The sequence below is a fragment of the Thiohalophilus thiocyanatoxydans genome (genome assembly GCF_004366735.1).
GTDB lineage: Bacteria > Pseudomonadota > Gammaproteobacteria > UBA6429 > Thiohalophilaceae > Thiohalophilus > Thiohalophilus thiocyanatoxydans.
This window is the reverse complement of the sequence record NZ_SOQX01000010.1, coordinates 26541-46716: the sequence shown is the minus strand read 5'-3', so window position 1 is coordinate 46716 and position 20176 is coordinate 26541. Positions and strand designations below refer to the sequence as shown.

Genomic DNA, 20176 nt, shown 5'->3' with positions numbered 1-20176 from the left:
TCAACGCCTGAATGTCCTCGAGTGTCTTCAATGCGACAAGCCTGTGAGCAAAGCGCAAAATGCTAGGGAGCCCCCCGGTGCCTGTCAAGCTGGACGGGCGACTTGGGGCACTTAAATTGGCAGAAAATCAGGAAAATTCTTTGACCGGGGCGGCCCCAGACGCTAAAATTGCGCCCCTTTCCACAGTCGAGTCCGCCCAAACGGCGGGGATATTTGGAGCACAGATTATGTACGCGGTTATCGAAACCGGTGGCAAGCAATACCGGGTAGAACAGGGCCAGAAAATCAAGGTCGAGAAACTCGACGCGGAGGCCGGCGCCAGTGTGGATATCGACAAGGTCCTGATGATCGCCGATGGCGAGGACTTCAAGGTCGGCAAGCCCTACGTCGAAGGCGGCAAGGTGACGGCCACCGTCGCCAGCCAGGGTCGCGGCAAGAAGATTACCATTATCAAATTCCGTCGCCGTAAACACAGCCGCAAGACCCAGGGGCACCGTCAGGACTACACGGAACTGGAAATCACCGGTATCAGCGGTTAAGCAAGAGGACGTAAAGCATGGCTCATAAGAAAGCAGGCGGGAGTACCCGCAACGGTCGCGATTCCCAGTCGAAGCGCCTTGGCGTCAAGCGCTACGGCGGTCAGGTGGTCAAGGCCGGTAATATCCTGGTTCGCCAGCGCGGCACCAAGGTTCACCCGGGCGTGAACGTCGGCAAGGGTGGTGACGATACCCTGTTTGCCAAGGCTGACGGCACCGTGGTATTCGAGACCAAGGGGCCCCGGCAGCGCAAGCAGGTCAGCATTATTCCGGCCTGAAGACGCCAGGGTACAAGCCGAACCGCCAAAGCCCCGTCCCTCGTGACGGGGTTTTTGTTTGCTGGACGGGTATGCAATCAGCGAATACGTGTCTTTTCTCCAGGCTACTGGAAATAACGCAAAGGACGCGGAGGCGTTTATGCCCGTTGTGTGGGTGCAAAGGCGCGGAGAATGGGAACAGGGCATTCAGGCAGTGAGCGATTGCGTTTGATATGTGTGTCCGGAACTGTTGCTTTTGAGGGTTTGTGGTTCGACCGCTAAACAACAGTGTTGTCGGACCAAATATGTCTGCAAATCAAATATGATTTGGAGCAGGTAAGACCAATTTTCCCGGGCCGTCTTGGCTCTCGTAACTATACGGAACTGAAAGATGAAATTCGTCGACGAAGCAGCGATTCGGGTCGAGGCCGGCAAGGGCGGTAACGGCTGTGTCAGCTTTCGCCGGGAAAAATTCATCGAATTCGGCGGCCCCGACGGCGGCGATGGCGGTGACGGGGGCGATGTGTACCTGGTCGGTGAGCGCAATCTGAATACCCTGGCCGATTTTCGTTATACCCGCTCGTTCCGTGCCGAGCACGGTCAGCCCGGCAAGGGCCGCAACATGACCGGCAAGGGCGGCGAGGATCTGATCATTCCCGTGCCCCTGGGCACCCAGGTGTTCGACGAGGAGACCCAGGAGCTGCTCGGTGACGTGCTGGAGCACGGCCAGATCCTGCTGGTGGCCAAAGGGGGCCATCACGGGATCGGCAACACCCGTTTTAAAAGCAGCACCAACCGGGCGCCGCGCCAGTCCACCCCCGGCACCCCCGGCGAAACCCGCCAGCTGCGCCTGGAGATGAAGGTGCTGGCCGACGTGGGCCTGCTGGGCCTGCCCAATGCCGGCAAGTCCACCTTTATCCGCGCCGTCTCTGCCGCCCGGCCCAAGGTGGCCGATTACCCGTTTACCACCATCTATCCCAATCTGGGCGTGGTCAGCGTCGAGGCGCATCGCAGCTTTGTGGTAGCCGATATTCCGGGCATTATCGAGGGGGCGGCGGAGGGCGCCGGGCTGGGCATCCAGTTTCTCAAGCATGTCTCGCGCACCCGCCTGCTGCTGCATCTGGTGGATGTCGCCCCGCTGGACACGGCCGGTGATCCGGTCTCGGATGTGCGCACCATCGAACAGGAGATGCAACGCTTCGATCCGGAACTGGCCGAGTATGCGCGCTGGCTGGTATTGAATAAAATCGACCTGCTGCCCGAGGACGCGCGCGAAGCCCGCTGCCAGGCGATTGTCGAGGAGCTGGGCTGGGAGGGGCCGGTTTACACGATTTCGGCCATCGGCCAGATCGGCACCCGGCAGCTCTGTTATGACATCATGAACCACATCGAGCGCCAGCGTGAACAGGCCCCGCCGGTGGCGACAGAAGAAGAGTAACGCAACAGCGGAAAAAGACGGCTATGTCCAGACGGCAACAACTGACAACCTCCCGGCGCTGGGTGATCAAGATCGGCAGCGCGCTGCTCACCGGGGACGGCACCGGCCTCAATCAGCCGGGGCTGGATGACTGGGTGGCGCAGATGACCGCGCTGGTGGAACAGGGCGTGGAGGTGGTGCTGGTCTCCTCCGGCGCTGTGGCCGAGGGGATGTGCCGTCTCGGCTGGAGCCGGCGGCCCAGCGAACTGCACCATCTGCAGGCCGCCGCGGCGGTCGGTCAAATGGGGTTGATCCAGGCCTATGAATCCCGTTTTGCCCGCGCCAACCTGCATACCGCCCAGATCCTGCTGACCCACGACGATCTCACCAGCCGCAAGCGCTATCTCAATGCCCGCAGCGCCGTGCGCAGCCTGCTGCAGCTGGGGGTGATCCCGGTGATCAACGAAAACGATACCGTGGTCACCGACGAGATCCGCTTCGGCGATAACGACACCCTGGCCGCGCTGGTGGCCAATCTGGTCGAGGCCGATAGCCTGATTATCCTCACCGATCAGCAGGGGCTGTACGATTGCGATCCGCGTCATCACCCCGACGCGAAGCTGATCGACGAGGTGCTGGTCCACGAGGCCTCGCTGGATGCCATGGCCACCGACAGTGCCGGGGCGCTGGGCCGTGGCGGCATGAAGACCAAGCTGCGGGCGGCGCGTCTGGCGGCCCGTTCCGGCACTTCCACGGTGATCGCCTCGGGCCGCGAGGCCCGGATCCTGACCCGCCTGCGGGCCGGCGAGGAGGCGCTGGGCAGCCTGCTGTATGCCGAACAGGCCCCGCTGGCGGCGCGCAAGCAGTGGCTGGCCGGCCATCTGCAGATGCGCGGCCGCCTGGAGCTGGACGAGGGGGCGGTCCGGGTGCTGTGCCACTCGGGCCGCAGCCTGCTGGCGGTCGGGGTACGGGGCGTGTCGGGCGATTTTGCCCGTGGCGAGATGGTGGCCTGCGTGGACGCCGAAGGGCGGGAGATCGCCCGCGGTCTGGTCAACTACAACGCCGACGAGGTGCGCCGCATCATGGGCCAGCCCAGCGAGGCGATCGAGTCGATTCTGGGCTATATCGACGAGCCGGAATTGATCCACCGGGATAATATGGTGCTGGTCTAGACGGGAAACCTTGATTGAACGCGAGCCCGGGTCGTTCAGGAACTCGCGCGGCGGGGTGTCCGTCCATAAAAAAAGCCGGATAAAAATCCGGCTTTTTGGGGTTCGGCGCTGGCGCCTGTTACATCGCGCGGATGCGGGCGTTCAGCCGGCTTTTCTGCCGGGCGGCCTTGTTCTTGGGAATCAGGCCCTTGTTGGCGGTCTTGTCGATGATGGACACGGCCTGCTTGTAGGCCTGCTCGGCCTGGGCCTTGTCACCCGCCTTCACTGCGCCCAGCACTTTTTTGACGAAGGTGCGGAACTTGGAACGGTAAGCGGCATTGTGCTGGCGATTGTTTTCCGCCTGGCGCGCACGCTTGCGGGATTGTGCAGTGTTAGCCAAAACGTCTCTCCTGACTCAAGCAATTCGGGGGTTTGAAGGCCGCGTATCATGGTGGTTTTGGCCCCGAATGTCAACGCCCGGGCGAAATTTCCCCTGCTGCGTATTCAGCGCACCGGCGCCTGGGGTAAGATGCGGGGCAGGCCGGGCCGGACAGCGGCCGGGGCGGGTTGGTAAGTCACCACAAACTTATAAATATTGATAAATAACAATAAGATAGAGACGAATTGATGGGACTGTTACGGTCCACGGCGGTATTCAGCAGCATGACCCTCATCTCTCGCATCACCGGCCTGGTGCGGGACGTGGTGTTCGCGGCGGTATTTGAGTTCGGCAAGGCCACCGACGCCTTTTTAATCGCCTTCAAGATCCCCAATTTCCTGCGTCGTTTGTTCGCCGAGGGGGCCTTTGCCCAGGCCTTCGTGCCGGTGCTGGCCGAATACAAGGTCCAGCGCGACAGCGAGGCGGTGCGGGATCTGGTGGCCGCCACGGCCGGGACCCTGGGCGCAATACTGCTGATCCTGACCGCGCTGGTGGTACTGATCACCCCGCTGTTCGTGATGCTGATCGCGCTGGGCTATATCGGCGATCCGGGGCAGGTGGATCTGACCGCCGAGATGCTGCGCATCACCTTTCCCTATATCTTTTTTATCTCCCTGACCGCGCTGTCCGGCGGGGTGCTCAACACCTACGGCCGTTTCGCCCTGCCGGCCTTCACCCCGGTACTGCTCAACCTGAGTCTGATCGGCGCGGCCCTGTGGCTGTCGGACTATTTTGACGTGCCGGCCATGGCTCTGGCCTGGGGGGTGTTGATCGCCGGGGTGGCGCAACTGCTGTTGCAGTTGCCGTTTTTGCTGCGCCTCAAGCTGCTGCGCTGGCCGCGCTGGGGCTGGCGCGATTCGGGGGTGCGGCGGATCATGAAGCTGATGCTGCCGGGGATTATCGGCTCCTCGGCCATGCAGATTAACCTGCTGTTTGATGTGATGGTCGCCTCGTTTCTCGCCTTCGGCAGCATCACCTGGCTCTATTTTGCCGATCGGATGATGGAATTTCCGCTGGGGCTGTTCGGCATCGGTCTGGCCACGGTGATCCTGCCCTATCTGTCGGAGAAGTTCGCCCGCCAGGACAGCCTGGCCTTCTCCCGCACCCTGGACTGGGCGCTGCGCTGGGTGCTGTTGATCGGGGTGCCGGCGGCGGTCGCCCTTGGCGTGCTGGCCGGGCCGATCCTGGCAACCCTGTTTTTATACGGCGGCAAGGGCGGCCATGATCTGACCATGATGGCGCTGGCACTGATCGCCTACAGCTTCGGTCTGCTCGGTTTCATGCTGGTCAAGGTGCTGGTGCCGGGTTATTTCGCCCGCCAGGACACGAAAACCCCGATGAAGGTGGCGCTGATTGCCATGGTCGCCAACATGATTTTCAACGTGATCCTGGTGGTGACGCTGGTGCAGGTGGGCTATTCCGCGCCCCACGCCGGGCTGGCGCTGGCGACCACGCTCTCGTCGTTCATGAACGCCATGCTGCTGTTGCGCGGCCTGTTGCGCGACGGGGTGTTCCGGCCCGAAAGCGGCTGGATCATCTACCTGTTACGTGTCGGGCTGGCCGCCGGGTTGATGGGCGCGGGCCTCTGGTACCTGGCCGGCGACTGGGCCCAGTGGGTTGACTATTCGCTGCGCGAGCGGTTGATTCATCTGGGCTGGCTGATCCCCGTCGGGGTGGTCAGCTACTTCGCCGTACTGGCCCTCAGTGGTCTGCGCTTCGGCCAGTTCCGCCGGCCGGTGTCAGGTTAACCTGTCGTCGGGCAGAGAATGATCTCTCGCAAAGACGCTAAGCTCGCAAAGAAGAACAGTAATCTTTTCTTGGCGGCTCTGCACCCAAACAACGGGCATAAACGTCTTGGCGAGCGTTTTATTTCATTTAGCTAAAGTCTTGGGATTTTTCGCTAACAGCCCCTTGTTTTTGTTATACTTTTGGCCTTTTTCCGGTGGTGTCAATCAATCATGGAGCTGATCCGCGGTCTGCATAATCTGCGCCCCCGTCACCACGGTTGCGTGGCTACCATTGGCAATTTCGACGGGGTGCATCTGGGCCATCAGGCGGTGATCGGCCAGCTGGCGGAGAAGGCCGACGAACTCTGTCTGCCGACGGTGGTGATCACCTTCGAACCGCAGCCGCTGGAGTATTTCAAACCCGAGGCGGCGCCCTCGCGCCTGACCCGCTTTCGGGAGAAGCTGCAGGCCCTGCGCCGTTACGCCGTCGATCGGGTGTTGTGTCTGCCGTTCAACCGCAAGCTGTCGCAATTGAGCCCGGAAGCGTTTATTCAACAGGTGCTGGTCGACGGCCTCGGTGTCAAATACCTGGTGGTCGGCGACGATTTTCGGTTCGGCCGCGACCGGGCCGGCACGATCGACCACCTGTGCGCGGCCGGGCGCGAACATGGTTTTACGGTGGTCAACATGCACACCTTCGAGATCGACGGGGAACGGGTCAGCAGTACCCGCGTGCGCCGGGCCCTGGAAGCCGGTGACATGAGCGCGGCCGAACGGCTGCTGGGGCGCGACTATCGCATGAGCGGACGGGTGGCGCACGGCAACCGGCTGGGGCGCCAGCTCGGTTTTCCCACTGCCAACATCCATCTGCACCGGCAGGTGACGCCGTTGCAGGGGATCTTTGCCGTGGAGGTGTTCGGGCTGGAGCGCGAACCACTGCAGGGTGCCGCCAGTCTTGGTAACCGGCCCACCGTGGATGACGACGCACGCGCCCTGCTGGAAGTGTTCATTCTCGATTTCAATCAGGATATCTATGGCCGGCATCTGCAGGTCAGTTTTCGACACAAGCTGCGCGACGAAGAGAAGTATGATTCGCTGGAACGATTGAAACAGCAGATCGACACGGATGTTCAACAGACGCGAGCCTATTTTGCCGCGCATCACAAAGAACACACTGAACGCCAAAACGGATAACAACGTGACTGATTACAAACACACCCTGAATCTTCCGCGGACCGATTTCCCCATGCGCGGCAACCTGGCCAAACGCGAGCCGGACTTTCTTAAGCGTTGGTATGAGATGGATCTCTATCAGCAGTTGCGCGAGCAGGCCAGAGCCGAAAACCGGCCGCTGTTTCTGCTGCACGACGGTCCGCCCTACGCCAACGGCGAGATTCACATCGGTCATGCCGTCAACAAGATACTCAAGGACATCATTATCAAGTCCAAGACGCTGGCCGGTTACGATGCCCCCTATATCCCCGGCTGGGACTGCCACGGCCTGCCGATCGAGCTGCAGGTGGAGAAAAAGATCGGTAAGGCGGGCAGCGCCGTGGCCCACGACAAGTTCCGTGCCGCTTGCCGCGATTACGCGGCCGAACAGGTGGACGGCCAGCGCGCGGACTTCAAGCGGCTGGGGGTGCTGGGCGACTGGGACCGGCCCTACCTGACCATGGACTTCCAGTTCGAGGCTGACATCGTGCGGGCGCTGGGCCGGATCATCGATCAGGGGCATCTGCACAAGGGCTTCAAACCGGTGCACTGGTGTGTCGATTGCGGCTCGGCCCTGGCCGAGGCGGAAGTGGAATACGAGGACAAGACCTCGCCGGCCATCGATGTGCGCTTCGAGCTGCTGAACGAAGAGGCGTTGCTGAGCCGTTGCCAGCATGTTGAGGGTCATGGTGGGAAGGGAGCGGTGTCGGTGGTGATCTGGACCACGACGCCCTGGACCCTGCCGGCCAACCAGGCGGTGGCGGTCAATCCCGAACTCGATTACGCTGTGGTCCAGTGCGACGGCGTGGGCGATCATGTGCCCGAGCGGTTGATCGTCGCCGAGGCCCTGCTGGGCGACATCATGGCGCGCTGGGACGTGGAAGACTACCGCGTGGTGGCCTACTGCAAGGGCGTCGATCTCGAAGGTCTCAAATTGCAGCATCCCTTTTATGATCGTGAAGTGCCGGTCATCTGCGGCGATCACGTCAGTCTTGATGCGGGGACCGGTGCCGTGCATACCGCGCCCGGCCACGGTCAGGAAGACTATGTGGTCGGCCAGCATTATCACCTCAAGGTCGACAACCCGGTGGGCGGTGACGGCAAGTTTGTCGAGGGCACGCCACTGTTCGAAGGCCAGCATGTGTTCAAGGCCAACGACAGTGTGATCGACACCCTCAAAGCCCATAACAAGCTGGTCCATGATGAGGCGTTTCGTCATAGTTATCCTCATTGCTGGCGGCACAAGAGCCCGATCATCTTTCGCGCCACGCCGCAATGGTTCATTTCGATGGAACAGGCCGACCTGCGTAAAAATGCGCTTGAAGCCATCGGCAAAACCCGCTGGATGCCGCAATGGGGCGAGGCGCGCATCATCGGTATGGTGGAGAACCGGCCCGACTGGTGTATCTCGCGCCAGCGTACCTGGGGGGTGCCGATCACCCTGTTCGTACACAAGCAAAGCGGCAAGCTGCATCCAAAAACCGGTGAGCTTATTGAGCAGGTGGCGCAACAGATCGAGCAGCAGGGCATCGATGCCTGGTTCGAGCTGGACGTCAACACGCTGCTGGGCGACAAGGCCGATGACTACGAACAGGTCCGCGATACTCTGGATGTCTGGTTTGACTCGGGCGTCACCCATTTTGCGGTATTGAACCGGCGTCTCGGTCTGACGACCTATCCTGCCGCCGATCTCTATCTGGAAGGTTCCGATCAGCATCGCGGCTGGTTCCAGTCCTCGCTGCTGACCGCCGTGGCCATGCAGGACAGTGCCCCCTACAAGGCGGTGCTGACCCACGGCTTCACGGTCGATGCCAAAGGCCAGAAGATGTCCAAGTCGAAGGGCAACGTGGTGGCGCCGCAAAAGGTCATTAATAACCTGGGCGCGGACATCCTGCGCCTCTGGGTGGCGGCTACCGATTACAGCGGCGAGATGCGCGTCTCCGATGAAATTCTCAAACGCACTGCCGATGCCTATCGGCGTATGCGCAACACCGCCCGTTATCTGCTGGCCAACCTGGGCGACTTTGATCCGGCCCGACACAGCGTGCCGGCCGATCAGATGCTGGCGCTGGACAAATGGGCGGTGGAACGCACCCGCGAGATCCAGCAGCAGGTCGTGACCGCCTATGACAACTACGAATTCCATAATATCTATCAGCTGATGCACAACTTCTGCGCGGTGGATCTGAGCAGCTTCTATCTGGATGTGATCAAGGATCGCCAGTACACCATGCCCGGTGAGAGTGTGGCCCGCCGTTCGGCGCAGACCGCGGCGTTTTATATTGCCGAGGCGCTGGTGCGCTGGATGGCGCCGGTGTTGAGTTTTACCGCCGAGGATATCTGGGAAAACATTCCCGGCGAACGCAACGCCTCGGTCCTGCTCAATACCTGGTACGAACTGCCGCGCATGTTCAGCGATGAGCAGAGCGCCGCCGACGAGCTGGCCTACTGGCAACGCATCATCCAGGTGCGCGACGCGGTGAACAAGGAGCTGGAAAACCTGCGCGTGGCCGGCGGCATCGGCGCCAATCTGGATGCCGAGGTCGGCATCTATTGCGGACGGGAAATTTATGATGCGCTGGCTCTGATCGAGGATGAGCTGCGGTTTGTGCTGATCACCTCCGCGGCGAGAATCTATCTGGCCGGCGAACCCCCGGTCGAAGCCCAGCATTACACATTGCCGGGCAACGATGAGATATGGATCTCGGTCTCGGCTTCCGCCCATCCCAAATGCGTACGTTGCTGGCACCATCGCGAGGAGGTGGGCAGTCATGCCGATCATCCCGAGCTGTGCGGACGTTGCGTGGAGAATGTTGACGGTGCGGGCGAGGAACGGCTGCACGCGTAAAATCAGTTTCTAGTCGCTAGCGGCTAGTAACTAGAAACTGTAACGAGGATTTTACATGCTGAAATGGTTATGGTTGACGGCGGTGGTGGTGGTGCTCGATCAGGTAAGTAAACTGATCGCCAGTGCTTATCTGGTATTACACCAGCCGGTCGAGCTGTTGCCGGTATTCAATCTGACGCTGATGCATAACAGCGGCGCGGCATTCAGCTTTCTCAGCGATGCGGGGGGCTGGCAGCGCTGGGTTTTTGCCCTGTTGTCGATTGTTATCAGTGTGGCGATCTTTTTATGGATCAAGCGTCTGCGGCACGAGCATCTGCAGGCGGCGTCGCTGGCACTGATTCTGGGCGGGGCGCTGGGCAATCTGGTCGATCGCCTGCTGCACGGTTATGTAATCGATTTTCTCGATGTCTATTATCGCGGCACAGGCTGCCTGCCTATGTTTTACACCTGGAATCGAGGCGGCCAGGCCGAATGCCACTGGCCGGCGTTTAATGTGGCCGATGCGGCAATTACCCTCGGGGTGGTGTTGATATTGATCGATACCCTGCGCCAGCACCGGGCCGACCGGAAACTGGCGGCAAAATACAAAGACTGATTATACGGGCGGATTATTATGGCGGATATCGAAGCATTGACCATCGGGCCGGGTTCACAGGTCACCATGCACTTTACCCTGAGTCTCACCGATGGCACGGTGGCGGACAGCACCGAAGAGGGGGAGCCGATGACCTTTACCATGGGCGACGGTACCCTGGTCGAGGGGCTGGAAATGGTACTGTACGGTCTGAAGGTGGGCGACAAACAGTGTCTGGAGATCGGACCGCGCGACACCTTCGGTTTTCCCGAGGAGGAGAACATTCATACCCTGGCGCGCAGCGAGTTTGCCGCGGAACTGCCGCTGGAGGAGGGGATCATTCTCGGCTTCAGCACCCCTTCCGGCGAAGAGGTACCAGGTACCATTCACGAAGTCCACGACGAGGAAGTAGTGGTTGATTTCAATCATCCCCTTGCCGGGCGGCCGGTGATCTTCGATGTGGAGATACTGGCGATTCAACCGGGTGAATTCACCCAGGACAGTGAAACATGAAAGTCATACTCGCCAATCCGCGCGGCTTCTGTGCCGGCGTGGATCGTGCCATCGACATTGTCGAGCGGGCACTGGAGCTGTTCGGCGCGCCCATCTATGTCCGCCATGAAGTGGTTCATAACCGTTTCGTGGTCGACGATCTGCGTGCCAAGGGGGCGGTCTTTGTCGAGGAGCTGGATGAAGTCCCCGACGGTGCGACGGTCATTTTCAGTGCCCACGGGGTCTCCCAGGCCGTGCGTCAGGAAGCGGCGCGGCGTGGACTGGAGGTGTTCGATGCCACCTGTCCGCTGGTGACCAAGGTCCATCTGGAGGTGACGCGTTACAGTCGCAACGGCCAGGAGTGCATCCTCATCGGTCATGCCGGCCATCCGGAAGTGGAAGGTACCATGGGGCAGTTCGATACCTGCGAGGGAGGCAGGATGTATCTGGTCGAAAACGTCGCTGATGTGGCCAGACTGCAGGTTACGGATCCCGACCATCTGGCCTTCGTCACCCAGACCACCCTGTCGATGGATGATACCGCCGCGATCATCGATGCCCTGCGGGAACGCTTCCCCGCCATCCAGGGACCGCGCAAGGACGATATCTGCTACGCCACCCAGAATCGCCAGGACGCGGTCAAATCCCTCGCCGATCAGGTGGATCTATTACTGGTGGTCGGCTCGCCCAACAGCTCAAACTCCACCCGCCTCAAAGAGGTCGCCGAACGCCGCGGCACCACCGCCTACCTGATTGACGATGAAAGCCGGATCGAGCCGGAATGGCTGAAAGGGGTCTCCGCCATCGGCCTCACCGCCGGCGCCTCCGCCCCGGAAGTGCTGGTCGAACAGGTGATCGAGAAACTGCGTCAGTGGGGCGTGGACGTGATCGAGGGGGGTGAAGGCCAGTCCGAGAATGTCTTCTTCTCCCTGCCTGCTGAACTCAGGGAAAAAAGTTTGTAATAAAGTTGGCAGTTGGCAGTTGGCAGTTGGCAGAAAATTTTGAACCAAGGTTTATTTTTGTCAATGGCACACTTCCGATTTCGCCGCTGCAAGCTGCCATCTGATGACTGCCAGCTTTCTCTTATGCCAACTGCCAACTTTCTGTTCTATTTCTGCCAGCAACCGGTTGACGCGTTACCATCACTGTCCTCGGAAGTTTTGCGTCCGGCCTGATCGAGGCTGAAGGTACGACAGTTTTCATCGTCTTTTTGGGGACCGGTGGCGGTGGCGGTCACGACGAATTCATCCGGTTCAGTGTCATCGAAGGTCAGTGACAGGTCGTAGTGGCCCTCTTTGCTGGTGGTAGAGCTCATGCCAATGGTCGTCAGGTTATCGGCGTAGGTCCCCTTGTTCGAATACCAGCGTTCCTGCAATTGCGCGACCCGGGTCAGTGCGCTGACGGCATCGCTGCGATTACTCTGCTGCTTCATCGAGTTATAGGCAGGGACGGCGATGGAGGCGAGTACCGCGATCACCATCAGGGTGATCATGATCTCGATCAGCGTGAACCCTTGATTGTTTTGTTTCAGATTGAAATACATAGTGTTTTATCCACTTCCGTTAAGTCTAATCAATGCTTCAGAGTCCCGGTACAGGTATAAGGGCAGCCGTGCGCGCCTCCAAGGACCTGTTCACGGCGTGTCCTGGAGGGGCGGCGGCGTCGGCTAACGTCAAGGTGCCTGGAAACCCTTCTGTTCAGTTCAGGGGAATCTCGCGCCAGGATTGGCGCCCCGACTTACCGGCCCCACCTGTTACCTTTTCGGTATCCACAATTTCACCCGTGGTCAGCTGCACGATCGGTTTGCTGGTGCCGTCCTTGGTTCGATAGAGCGTGATATCGGACGCAATACCGTAGCCCAGTTCGATCTTGGGTACTTTTTCGGGGTAACCGGCATCATTAACTGAATTGTCGTCTGTTATATTGAAACCGATCTCCTGCGGGTGGGCGGTACCGGTCGAGTGATAGACCGCCCAGATATCGCTGAACCCTTCCGCCAGACAGGAGGTTGCTGTTGGCGGATTGTAACTGTTGAACAGAACCAGATCCTGCCAGAAGGTCGCGCGGGATATTCCTCGACTGGCGGGGCTGGTACCGTCAGAGTCAAAGTCAAAATACCAGCCCTGCTTGCCGTCGACGATACCTTCAAGCTCATTGAAAGTGAAAGGCTCGGTACCATCGGGATCGGTCACCACGCCGTTGCCGTCGACCGTTCCATCCGTGTAAACGCTCACACCGGTGACTTCCTGCAGCGGATAGGTCGCCGTTGAGTCACGGGAGACAGATACATCCACATCGGGAAGCACCGGCAGATTGTTCGGATCGTGTATCTCCCGGATACCGTACATGGACTGGGTTTCAACGCTGCCGTTATCGGCGGAGGTATACAGCCGTCCCGTGCTGGCGTAGACCCACCATTCATTTTGCGGTGACCCATCAAGCGAGTGCAGCTCCGGTCGATGGACAAAAGGCTGTCCCGGGTCGATCAGGGTCCCGCGGTTGGAACTGCTCGCCCAGTCGGCGGTGCTGTCGCTGGTCAGCGCGATGCGCATCAACTGCCCGTCCGGAACGGCCGGGGTGCCCCCGACGGTGCCAAAGTAAATGGCATCGGAGAGAAAGTCATTGGACCAGTCGACAACCGCCGGATCGCCGACAAAACTGCTGGTGATACCCGTGTCGATCTTGGTGACCTGACTGGCGTCCACGTTCAGGCTGTCATTGGCCAGCAGTTCCAGTTTCAGCGCATAGAGCTGTGCATTATTGGCACTGGTGACCGAATCCAGATCGGTGGGACCGTTACCAAAAACCAGATACCAGTCGTTGATGACGGGATCTGACCAGTCAAGACTCGTCTCATCCGCCTGGCGGCGTACGGCAATCTGCGGGGCGCTGGTGGTAAACCCGAGATCGGCGTCGGTAAACTCGGCCAGTAATTCGGGCGGGTTTTCAGGATTGGTGATATCGAAAATGGCATAAGCGGATTGGGCCGTGTAATCCGGATCCCCCCCGTCATTGTCGTAATCCACGCCAAGTTTGCCGCCGCCGAGGCGCATTCCGACGACAAGAATCGTTCCCCAGCCACCGGGGTGATCGGGGTCATCGGGGAAAATGTTGACATCGAACGACTGGGGTTTGCCGTCCATATAATAGACGTGCGGGTAATCAGGCTCGGTCAGCCAGCGCAGGTGGGGCAGCAGGTTCTTGGGGACATAGGCCCAGAGTTCCGCGCCCAGCGGGTGTGCGTCGGATGGCGCGGTGCATCCGGCATCGAGACAGAATCGACTGTTGTTGCCGTCGAAGAAACCGGCATTAAAGGCATGCAGCATCCCGTCGTTGGCGCCGACATAGACCACGCTGCGGCGGTCGCTGTATTCAGCCCTGAATTCGCGATAGGTATTATCGCCGTAGCGAATATCCCACCCCTCGGACGGGTTTGACACAATCAGCGGGGTCGAATGGACAATATCCCCCAGGCGCCAGACTTTTTCGCCTTCCCCGTCATAGTCGGCCGTGCGATTTCGATAGCCGCTGATACTGTCATCGCCGCGAATGAAATTAACAATATTTTTCGCCTCGGTCGCATCCACCGCATTGAGATAGCCGTAGTTGCCGGTGGTAATGTTGTCGTCGACGAAGTCGACGACTTCGCCGCTGTCGACCACATTGTCCGTGTCGTTATCAAGCCAGGTGAATATATGACGTCCGCCAGCGCTGGAATCGCCGAAGGAGGTATCGTAGGCACGTTGTTCGGTGATTCGAGTGCTGCTGACCTCGGCGAGGCGGTCGCGGGCGTTCCATATGGGGTTAAGATCCTCGATCTCCTTTATATCGTCATAGGAGGCGCAGTCATCGCCTTGATTACAATAGAATATGCGGGTTCGTTCGACCGACTCGTCATATTGAATCTGAATCCACTTGTCGGTGCTGTAATCGTCGAGGCGGGCATTGCCATTGGTATCCTCGCGCAGGTTGCCGTTTTCGTCGATGAACACGCTGTGGACCAGCCCCGTCCAGCTCAGGATCTTGCCGTCGATCGCCTGCTCGGGCTGATAGAGTGCCTGGACCACGCCGCCGGTCATGGTGACGGTATCGGCAATTACCGCGGCCGCGGAACCGGCCGACAGCCGTTTCAATAGATCGTTGAAGACCCCATCCAGCCGTTTCTCAAGCTCGTTGGGATTGGTGGCAAGGAAATAATTGTCGGGGATACCGTCCGGATCGCGTTCACCGGTACGGTTGTTTTTCTGGTCCCATTCACTGGTCAGGTCGGGGCGGTTGTTGTCATTGAGATCATTAAAGCCGCCCCATTTCGCCGCGTACCACAGCGGATCCTCAAGCAGTTGGGTACTGGTGTTGCCGGGGCTGTAGGTTGCCTGGCAGTCGCTGGCAGTGGCACAGGTGCGAACATCCGCGGTGCCGATATGATCGTAATTATCTTTGCCCGGGCGCAACAAGGGGTAGGTGAGGCCGTCATTATCCGAGCCGCTTATGGCGTATCCCCAGCGAAGCGCGTGGTCGGCTTCAGCCTGTTTGGACTCGACCGTGACAGTGAGTTCTTGGGTTGAGGGGTCATAACTGAAGCGCAGATCCTGCACCCCGTCCATGTCATAGTCGTTACCCCAGGTGGAATCCTCCCAGGTAATGCGCGCCGTTGCATTGGTGAGGACGTTGACTGTCTCGCCACTGTCACTGTCGGTGACGGTTTTGTAAATCGGGTTGACAAGCTGGATATCCACCAGGCTGCACTGACGCCAGCCACTGTCCGTGAGCGAGGCGGTACCATCACTGTTGGCGCCGCAGGCCGGCATAAAGTTGAATTCGCCCTGTTTAACCCCGCTATCATTATAGGCGGGAATGCGAAATTGCGGCACGCCCCGGGCCATGGCGATGGAGTAGGTGTTGACATTCTGGGTATCCGGATAGCTGGTATTGTCCGGCCGCAGATCGGTGGTACGACCATGGAAGGCAAGGCCGGCAATCTGGTAGCTGCCTTCCAGCGTGGGCTGTTCGGGACAGATGCCGGTCATGTCGTGGAGCGTGGTGTATTCCTTGGCGGTACACTCGCCATCGCTGGTCGAACCGTTATTCCCGATAAAGAAGTTACCGCTGTATCCTTCGTGTTGGCCGACTTCATCGGTTATGCCGCTAAGGTTGTTTGATTCGTTATTGATGCCTTCGATATCCTTGGCTGAAAGCAGATCGTCGCCATCGAAATTATTCAGCCCGCTGGACAGCAGAATAATATTGCAGCTGGCGCAATAATTCTGGCCGCTCTGGCCGTCGGGGATGATGGGATCTTCCCAGGTGACTTTATTCAGCGTAGTCGGAATAGAGCTGTTGTTGCTGCTGTTTATCAGACCGGAGTCGTCGGCATCAAAAACAGCGGAGGGCGAGGTGTTGCCGGAAAAATAGCGCAGGGCCTCGAGATACATCTCCCCGATCGGATTGCCCCAGTTGGTGCATTGTTTCGCGGTATCCGAGCTGGTTTTGAACTCGTCCACCGTAATCCCGGGGCTGGCACAATCGATATACTTATTGTCGTCCGAGTCGTACTTGACAACCCGAAAGCTGTTGATCGTGTTAATAATACCCTGAACGTCGTCTTTTATGCGCCCGTCATCGGTGATCTCGTCCCCGTCGGTGTTGTTGGCGTCATCATCGTCGATGACGGAGATGTTTTTCCTTAACACGCCGCCTTTGTCTTTTTGACCGTAGCTCCCCGATATCAGGCCGAAATGCATTTTGCTGCCGGCGCTTTTGCTGTATTTTTGCAGCAGCCCGGCGGGCTTGTAATAGGTGTTGCCGCCATCGGTATACTCCGCGCAGCCCGATTCCAGTTTGCCGTCTTCGCAGACGCTGACCTGCACGATGAGTTCATCAAGCTCATCCGCGCCATCCGGGGTGGAGGTGTCACCGCTGTAGAGACATTGTTCCTTATTCTGGGATGCCCAGCGATGCCAGCTGCCGGCGGCCACCCGCAGTAATGGCGGGTTGTTGTCGGTGTTGATCAATTGTGATTCGGTGGCGGTATTGGTTGTCCCCGTCAGGTTGCACATGGACAGCCGTTTCTGTGCATAGGGGGTGAATTTCTGCATTTCCGAGGTGGTTGAGGTTTCAAATACCTTGGCAAAGGCATGGATGTCATTGGGCAGATAAACCCGCTCCAGGATGGTGTGGCCGTCCGTGGTGCTCCAGGTGTCATCGGTACTGCGGTAGCCGCCATACAAAACTTTTCGCACTATGTCCATGCGCGTCATGCTGGCCCAGTTAAGAAAGTTGCCACTCCATTCACTGCTCGCGCAGGTGTGGTCATTGTCGCCGGTGGCGGTACTTGCGGGGTTGAAACGGTTCCCGTCGTGCGTATAACAGCCATTGCTGTTAAAATAGCCGTAATAATCGATTTCATCATTATAGGTGGTTTCGATCTTGCCGTCGCCATTCAGGTCCGAGTAGTCATCATAGGCCTTGTTATAAAGTTGCTCGTCATTTGACATGACCAGCATGGCCAACGGCTCGTCGCTCTGATTGTTACCGGTGTTTTGTATGGGGATGGCGTTGAAGTCCGTGGCGGACCCGTTCACTGTCGCCGCCGCGGCCAGCTGTATCGCACAAAGCGCCGCGACCACAAAGATGGCTGTCTTTTTATTGAATACGGTATTGAGTCTATGTAGGGCGTTCATCTCTTTTGCCTCTTTGTGTGATCCGCGTGGAGCCTCATCACTCTTTCATGTAACTGGATTGCAGCATGACCCGGGCATCGGTTGTCTGTCCGTAACCCAGGGCCGTAACACGGTATATCGGCGGGTCGGTCGGCTGCGGTTCGCCCGATAAATCCTGTATCTGTACGCCCATATATTCGATGATGATTTTTGCGTCTTCAGCGCTTCCGGTGACGGGGAAAGCGATATGTCTGCTGCTGTTATTCCAGACATCGAGCGTCTCGTCCTTCCAGTAAACCGGGAAGTCGTTTGCTTCCTGCAGATCGTAGTCACAAAAACCATTGGTGCATTCGGAGTTGAAAGAACCTGTCGATATGCCGCTGTCCACCAGGCTCTCCCCGTGGCGCAGGGCGGCTTCGGCGGCCTGAAAGGCGATCTCCCGATCCTTGAGGTTACCGGCCATGCGTTCTTCCAACGTACTGGTGCTCATGGATGAAACCGAAATAATCGTCATGGCCATGAGAATAACCAGCGCTAGAATCAACACCATGCCATGTTGTTGTTCAGGCCGGCTTTGCATGGGAGTTGAATATCGCGGCATTACTTGATTCCCTTGTTACGCAGTTTGATCGTGGTGCTGAAGGCGTAGCGCAGGCGGCCGTCCGAGGGAGAGGTGATCGTGGTTCCAAGCAAGGTGTAATCCCTGCTCGCCGGGTTTTCCCTGATCTCTTCGGCGCTGCGGGCGAGAAACGCCAGTTTCAGGGCCACCACGCCTGCATGATCCGGCAGGTCCTGGGCTGTCACGAAGCGGTCGGCGTAACCGTCGCCGTCGACGTCATAACCAAACAGTACCTGCATGTTCTCGATGCCCTCGGCAAGTTCTTCGATGACCGCGTCGGTACTGCCCTGGGTATAGCTGATGCGATAGAGCGCGGGCTCGCCACTGACCCCCTGGCCGATAAAATAGGCCCGGCTGACGAAAAACAGGATTTCCGCGCCATCGCTGTAGGCTTTTGACCAGTTGTTTTTACCCGGATTCTTGTTCCCGGGGGACTTGCCCGAACCGCCACTGGCCCGGGTCAGCGCCTTGCCGGATTTGGAGGGGAAACTCTGGAAGGCATCGGCCCCGGAACAGTCCGACACCATGAGGATGGTACCCTGCTCAATATCATTATCACCAACGGTTATCGCCCCATTGGTGGTCATGTTCTTGATCTCTATATCGGTGTTCTCGTCGGCCCATTTCAGTACCAGTACATCACTGCCTGGCACAACCTTGTCAACCAGGGAGTCGGGCAGCCCTTCATCGTTGATATTGTCCCATTTGGTGCCGTCCGCTGCGGGGGTGACGGTAGTCAGGGTATAGCTCTGGTCGGGGCTGGTGGTGCTGGGGGCCCCGCCGTCGGAGAATTCCCAGCCGCCGGTGGCATTTTCAAAGTTGAACAGCTCCTCATCATACCCGTCATCATCCGGATCGAGATGATTGGTGAGGTTGTCGGAACAGCCTGTATAACCGGCCAGACGCCCGGCATAGCTGATGTCTTTCAGGGCGAAACGGATATTCTCCTGTACGCGTGCCAGGCCGCTGCCCACGGCGCTGGCATGTTTGTTGGCATAAAAGACCTGCATGACGCCCAGCATCAGTATGGAGGCGATGACAATCGAGATCATCAGCTCGATGATCGTAAAGCCGTGACCGAATTTGTACTGGGGATGCCTGTGCTTCATATTTGTGACCGAAGTTGATATTCACTTTCTTCCTCGGGGGTGCCGGGGTCTTCCCACACGATGGTGACGGTGAAATTGTTCTCGCCCAGAGTAGCCTGGTCGACCGAACCGGTTCCCTCGGGAAGGGTGTCAGATAATAGCTGTTTCCACTCATAGATATCGTGCAGGGCCATATCATTGGTACTGCAGGTTGCGCCCTTGGTGTCACAGTCCTTATCCGCCCCCGTTGTGGTGTCCTCGGCGTTATAGCCGCTGTCGAGGGCTGCTTGGCGGTTGGCCCGCATTCGGTCAAGAATGTCGTAGGCCAGGTAGGAGGCCTGGGTCTTCAGGTAGGCGCTGTGGTTGTAGCGCAGACTCTGGGATTGCAGTCCGGCCAGCCCCAGCAGGCCGATCGAGAAGATCACGAGGGCGACCATGACTTCCAGCAGGGTAAACCCCCTCTGCGGTTTCCTGCCGGTTTTCAGTTTGTCTGTTTTCAGGGACATGTCAGGTTTCCCCAGTTGCCGGCATCATCGGTATAGATATTGCTGATTTTGTCGTCGTCAGTGTCCCGGGCGGCGGAGATACTGCCGGACAGGGAGATATTGATACCCCGGCCGACCATGTTATTACTGTCTCCGCAGATGACGAAAGAACCGGTATCGCTGGCGCTGCCATCCCTGTCGAAAGTGATGGTGTTGTTATCTTGCGCATTGCGAACTGTTATGCCCTCTTTGGGGCTGGCGTTCAGACGCAGGACGGTTTCATTCGCATCGATGTTGTTGTCATTGTCGCTGTCAATGAAGGTGATCCAGCCGTTTTCCCAGTTAGTGGTGGTCGTATCACAATTATCCTGGGCGGCATTGCTGATGCAGGTCTTGATGGGGGTTCCGCGCTTGACGGCTTCGCTGCGTGCCAGATTCAGCGTGGTGGCCAGATCGTTGGTCGTGCTGCTCAAACGGTTATTGCGCATAAACGCGTCCATGCTGGGCACGGCGATGGCCGCCAGGATGCTGAATATGGCCATGGCCACTATCAGCTCGACGAGTGTCAGCCCCTTGGTTTTTTTTGTTTTCATGGCATCTATATAGCCGATGGAGAGGGGACTTGTCGGCTGTCTCCCGACGGGCGGGATGGAATCCCGGACAAGCGGTCAT

The 20176-nt window shown here is 58.7% G+C and carries 17 protein-coding genes; 10 read left to right on the top strand and 7 right to left on the bottom strand.

The window, feature by feature from the left end:
- Positions 1-227: 227 nt before the first annotated feature.
- From rplU to proB, 4 genes are all read left to right on the top strand, one after another.
- The gene (rplU, locus tag EDC23_RS13470) at positions 228-539 is read left to right on the top strand and encodes a 50S ribosomal protein L21 (protein ID WP_134085298.1); all 312 of its coding nucleotides are present in this window, start codon (positions 228-230) and stop codon (positions 537-539) included.
- Positions 540-556: 17 nt separating this feature from the next.
- Complete coding sequence (gene rpmA / locus EDC23_RS13465; RefSeq protein WP_134085297.1) at positions 557-814, top strand: 50S ribosomal protein L27; 258 nt, start codon at positions 557-559, stop codon at positions 812-814.
- A gap of 370 nt (positions 815-1184) precedes the next feature.
- On the top strand, positions 1185-2231 hold the full coding sequence (cgtA, locus tag EDC23_RS13460; protein WP_134085296.1) for an Obg family GTPase CgtA: 1047 nt from the start codon (positions 1185-1187) through the stop codon (positions 2229-2231).
- Between the two features lie 23 nt (positions 2232-2254).
- Positions 2255-3382 carry a glutamate 5-kinase gene (gene proB / locus EDC23_RS13455; RefSeq protein ID WP_134085295.1) on the top strand — a complete coding sequence of 376 codons (1128 nt, stop codon included), beginning with the start codon at positions 2255-2257 and terminating at the stop codon, positions 3380-3382.
- Between the two features lie 118 nt (positions 3383-3500).
- Here proB and rpsT read toward each other — a convergent pair whose 3' ends face one another.
- Positions 3501-3761 carry a 30S ribosomal protein S20 gene (gene rpsT, locus EDC23_RS13450; RefSeq protein ID WP_134085294.1) on the bottom strand — a complete coding sequence of 87 codons (261 nt, stop codon included), beginning with the start codon at positions 3759-3761 and terminating at the stop codon, positions 3501-3503.
- Positions 3762-3988: 227 nt separating this feature from the next.
- Between rpsT and murJ the strand changes: the two genes are divergently transcribed.
- From murJ to ispH, 6 genes are all read left to right on the top strand, one after another.
- Complete coding sequence (gene murJ / locus EDC23_RS13445) at positions 3989-5548, top strand: murein biosynthesis integral membrane protein MurJ (RefSeq protein WP_134085292.1); 1560 nt, start codon at positions 3989-3991, stop codon at positions 5546-5548.
- Between the two features lie 210 nt (positions 5549-5758).
- On the top strand, positions 5759-6721 hold the full coding sequence (gene ribF / locus EDC23_RS13440) for a bifunctional riboflavin kinase/FAD synthetase (RefSeq protein WP_134085291.1): 963 nt from the start codon (positions 5759-5761) through the stop codon (positions 6719-6721).
- Positions 6722-6725: 4 nt separating this feature from the next.
- The gene (gene ileS / locus EDC23_RS13435) at positions 6726-9587 is read left to right on the top strand and encodes an isoleucine--tRNA ligase (protein ID WP_134085290.1); all 2862 of its coding nucleotides are present in this window, start codon (positions 6726-6728) and stop codon (positions 9585-9587) included.
- Positions 9588-9642: 55 nt separating this feature from the next.
- Positions 9643-10182, top strand: coding sequence for a signal peptidase II (lspA, locus tag EDC23_RS13430; protein WP_134085289.1), 540 nt, complete (start codon positions 9643-9645; stop codon positions 10180-10182).
- Positions 10183-10200: 18 nt separating this feature from the next.
- Positions 10201-10674: an FKBP-type peptidyl-prolyl cis-trans isomerase gene (gene fkpB, locus EDC23_RS13425; RefSeq protein ID WP_134085288.1), complete on the top strand. Its 474-nt coding sequence runs from the start codon at positions 10201-10203 to the stop codon at positions 10672-10674.
- On the top strand, positions 10671-11615 hold the full coding sequence (gene ispH, locus EDC23_RS13420; protein WP_134085287.1) for a 4-hydroxy-3-methylbut-2-enyl diphosphate reductase: 945 nt from the start codon (positions 10671-10673) through the stop codon (positions 11613-11615). The genes fkpB and ispH overlap by 4 nt, the downstream gene beginning before the upstream one ends.
- A 146-nt stretch (positions 11616-11761) precedes the next feature.
- Here ispH and EDC23_RS13415 read toward each other — a convergent pair whose 3' ends face one another.
- The 6 genes from EDC23_RS13415 to EDC23_RS13390 all read right to left on the bottom strand — a co-directional run bounded on the left by EDC23_RS13415 (position 11762) and on the right by EDC23_RS13390 (position 20097).
- Positions 11762-12196: a type IV pilin protein gene (locus tag EDC23_RS13415; RefSeq protein ID WP_134085347.1), complete on the bottom strand. Its 435-nt coding sequence runs from the start codon at positions 12194-12196 to the stop codon at positions 11762-11764.
- A gap of 154 nt (positions 12197-12350) precedes the next feature.
- Complete coding sequence (locus EDC23_RS13410; RefSeq protein ID WP_134085285.1) at positions 12351-17333, bottom strand: pilus assembly protein; 4983 nt, start codon at positions 17331-17333, stop codon at positions 12351-12353.
- A gap of 37 nt (positions 17334-17370) precedes the next feature.
- Entirely contained in the window at positions 17371-17913 is a 543-nt protein-coding gene (locus tag EDC23_RS13405) for a pilus assembly PilX family protein (protein ID WP_134085284.1), read from the bottom strand.
- Positions 17913-19040, bottom strand: coding sequence for a PilW family protein (locus EDC23_RS13400; protein ID WP_134085346.1), 1128 nt, complete (start codon positions 19038-19040; stop codon positions 17913-17915). The genes EDC23_RS13405 and EDC23_RS13400 overlap by 1 nt, the downstream gene beginning before the upstream one ends.
- Positions 19037-19525 carry a type IV pilus modification protein PilV gene (gene pilV, locus EDC23_RS13395; protein ID WP_134085283.1) on the bottom strand — a complete coding sequence of 163 codons (489 nt, stop codon included), beginning with the start codon at positions 19523-19525 and terminating at the stop codon, positions 19037-19039. The genes EDC23_RS13400 and pilV overlap by 4 nt, the downstream gene beginning before the upstream one ends.
- Positions 19516-20097, bottom strand: a complete 582-nt coding sequence (locus tag EDC23_RS13390) for a GspH/FimT family pseudopilin (protein ID WP_134085344.1) — start codon at positions 20095-20097, stop codon at positions 19516-19518. Before EDC23_RS13390 ends, pilV begins: the two co-directional genes overlap by 10 nt.
- Between the last annotated feature and the right edge of the window lie 79 nt (positions 20098-20176).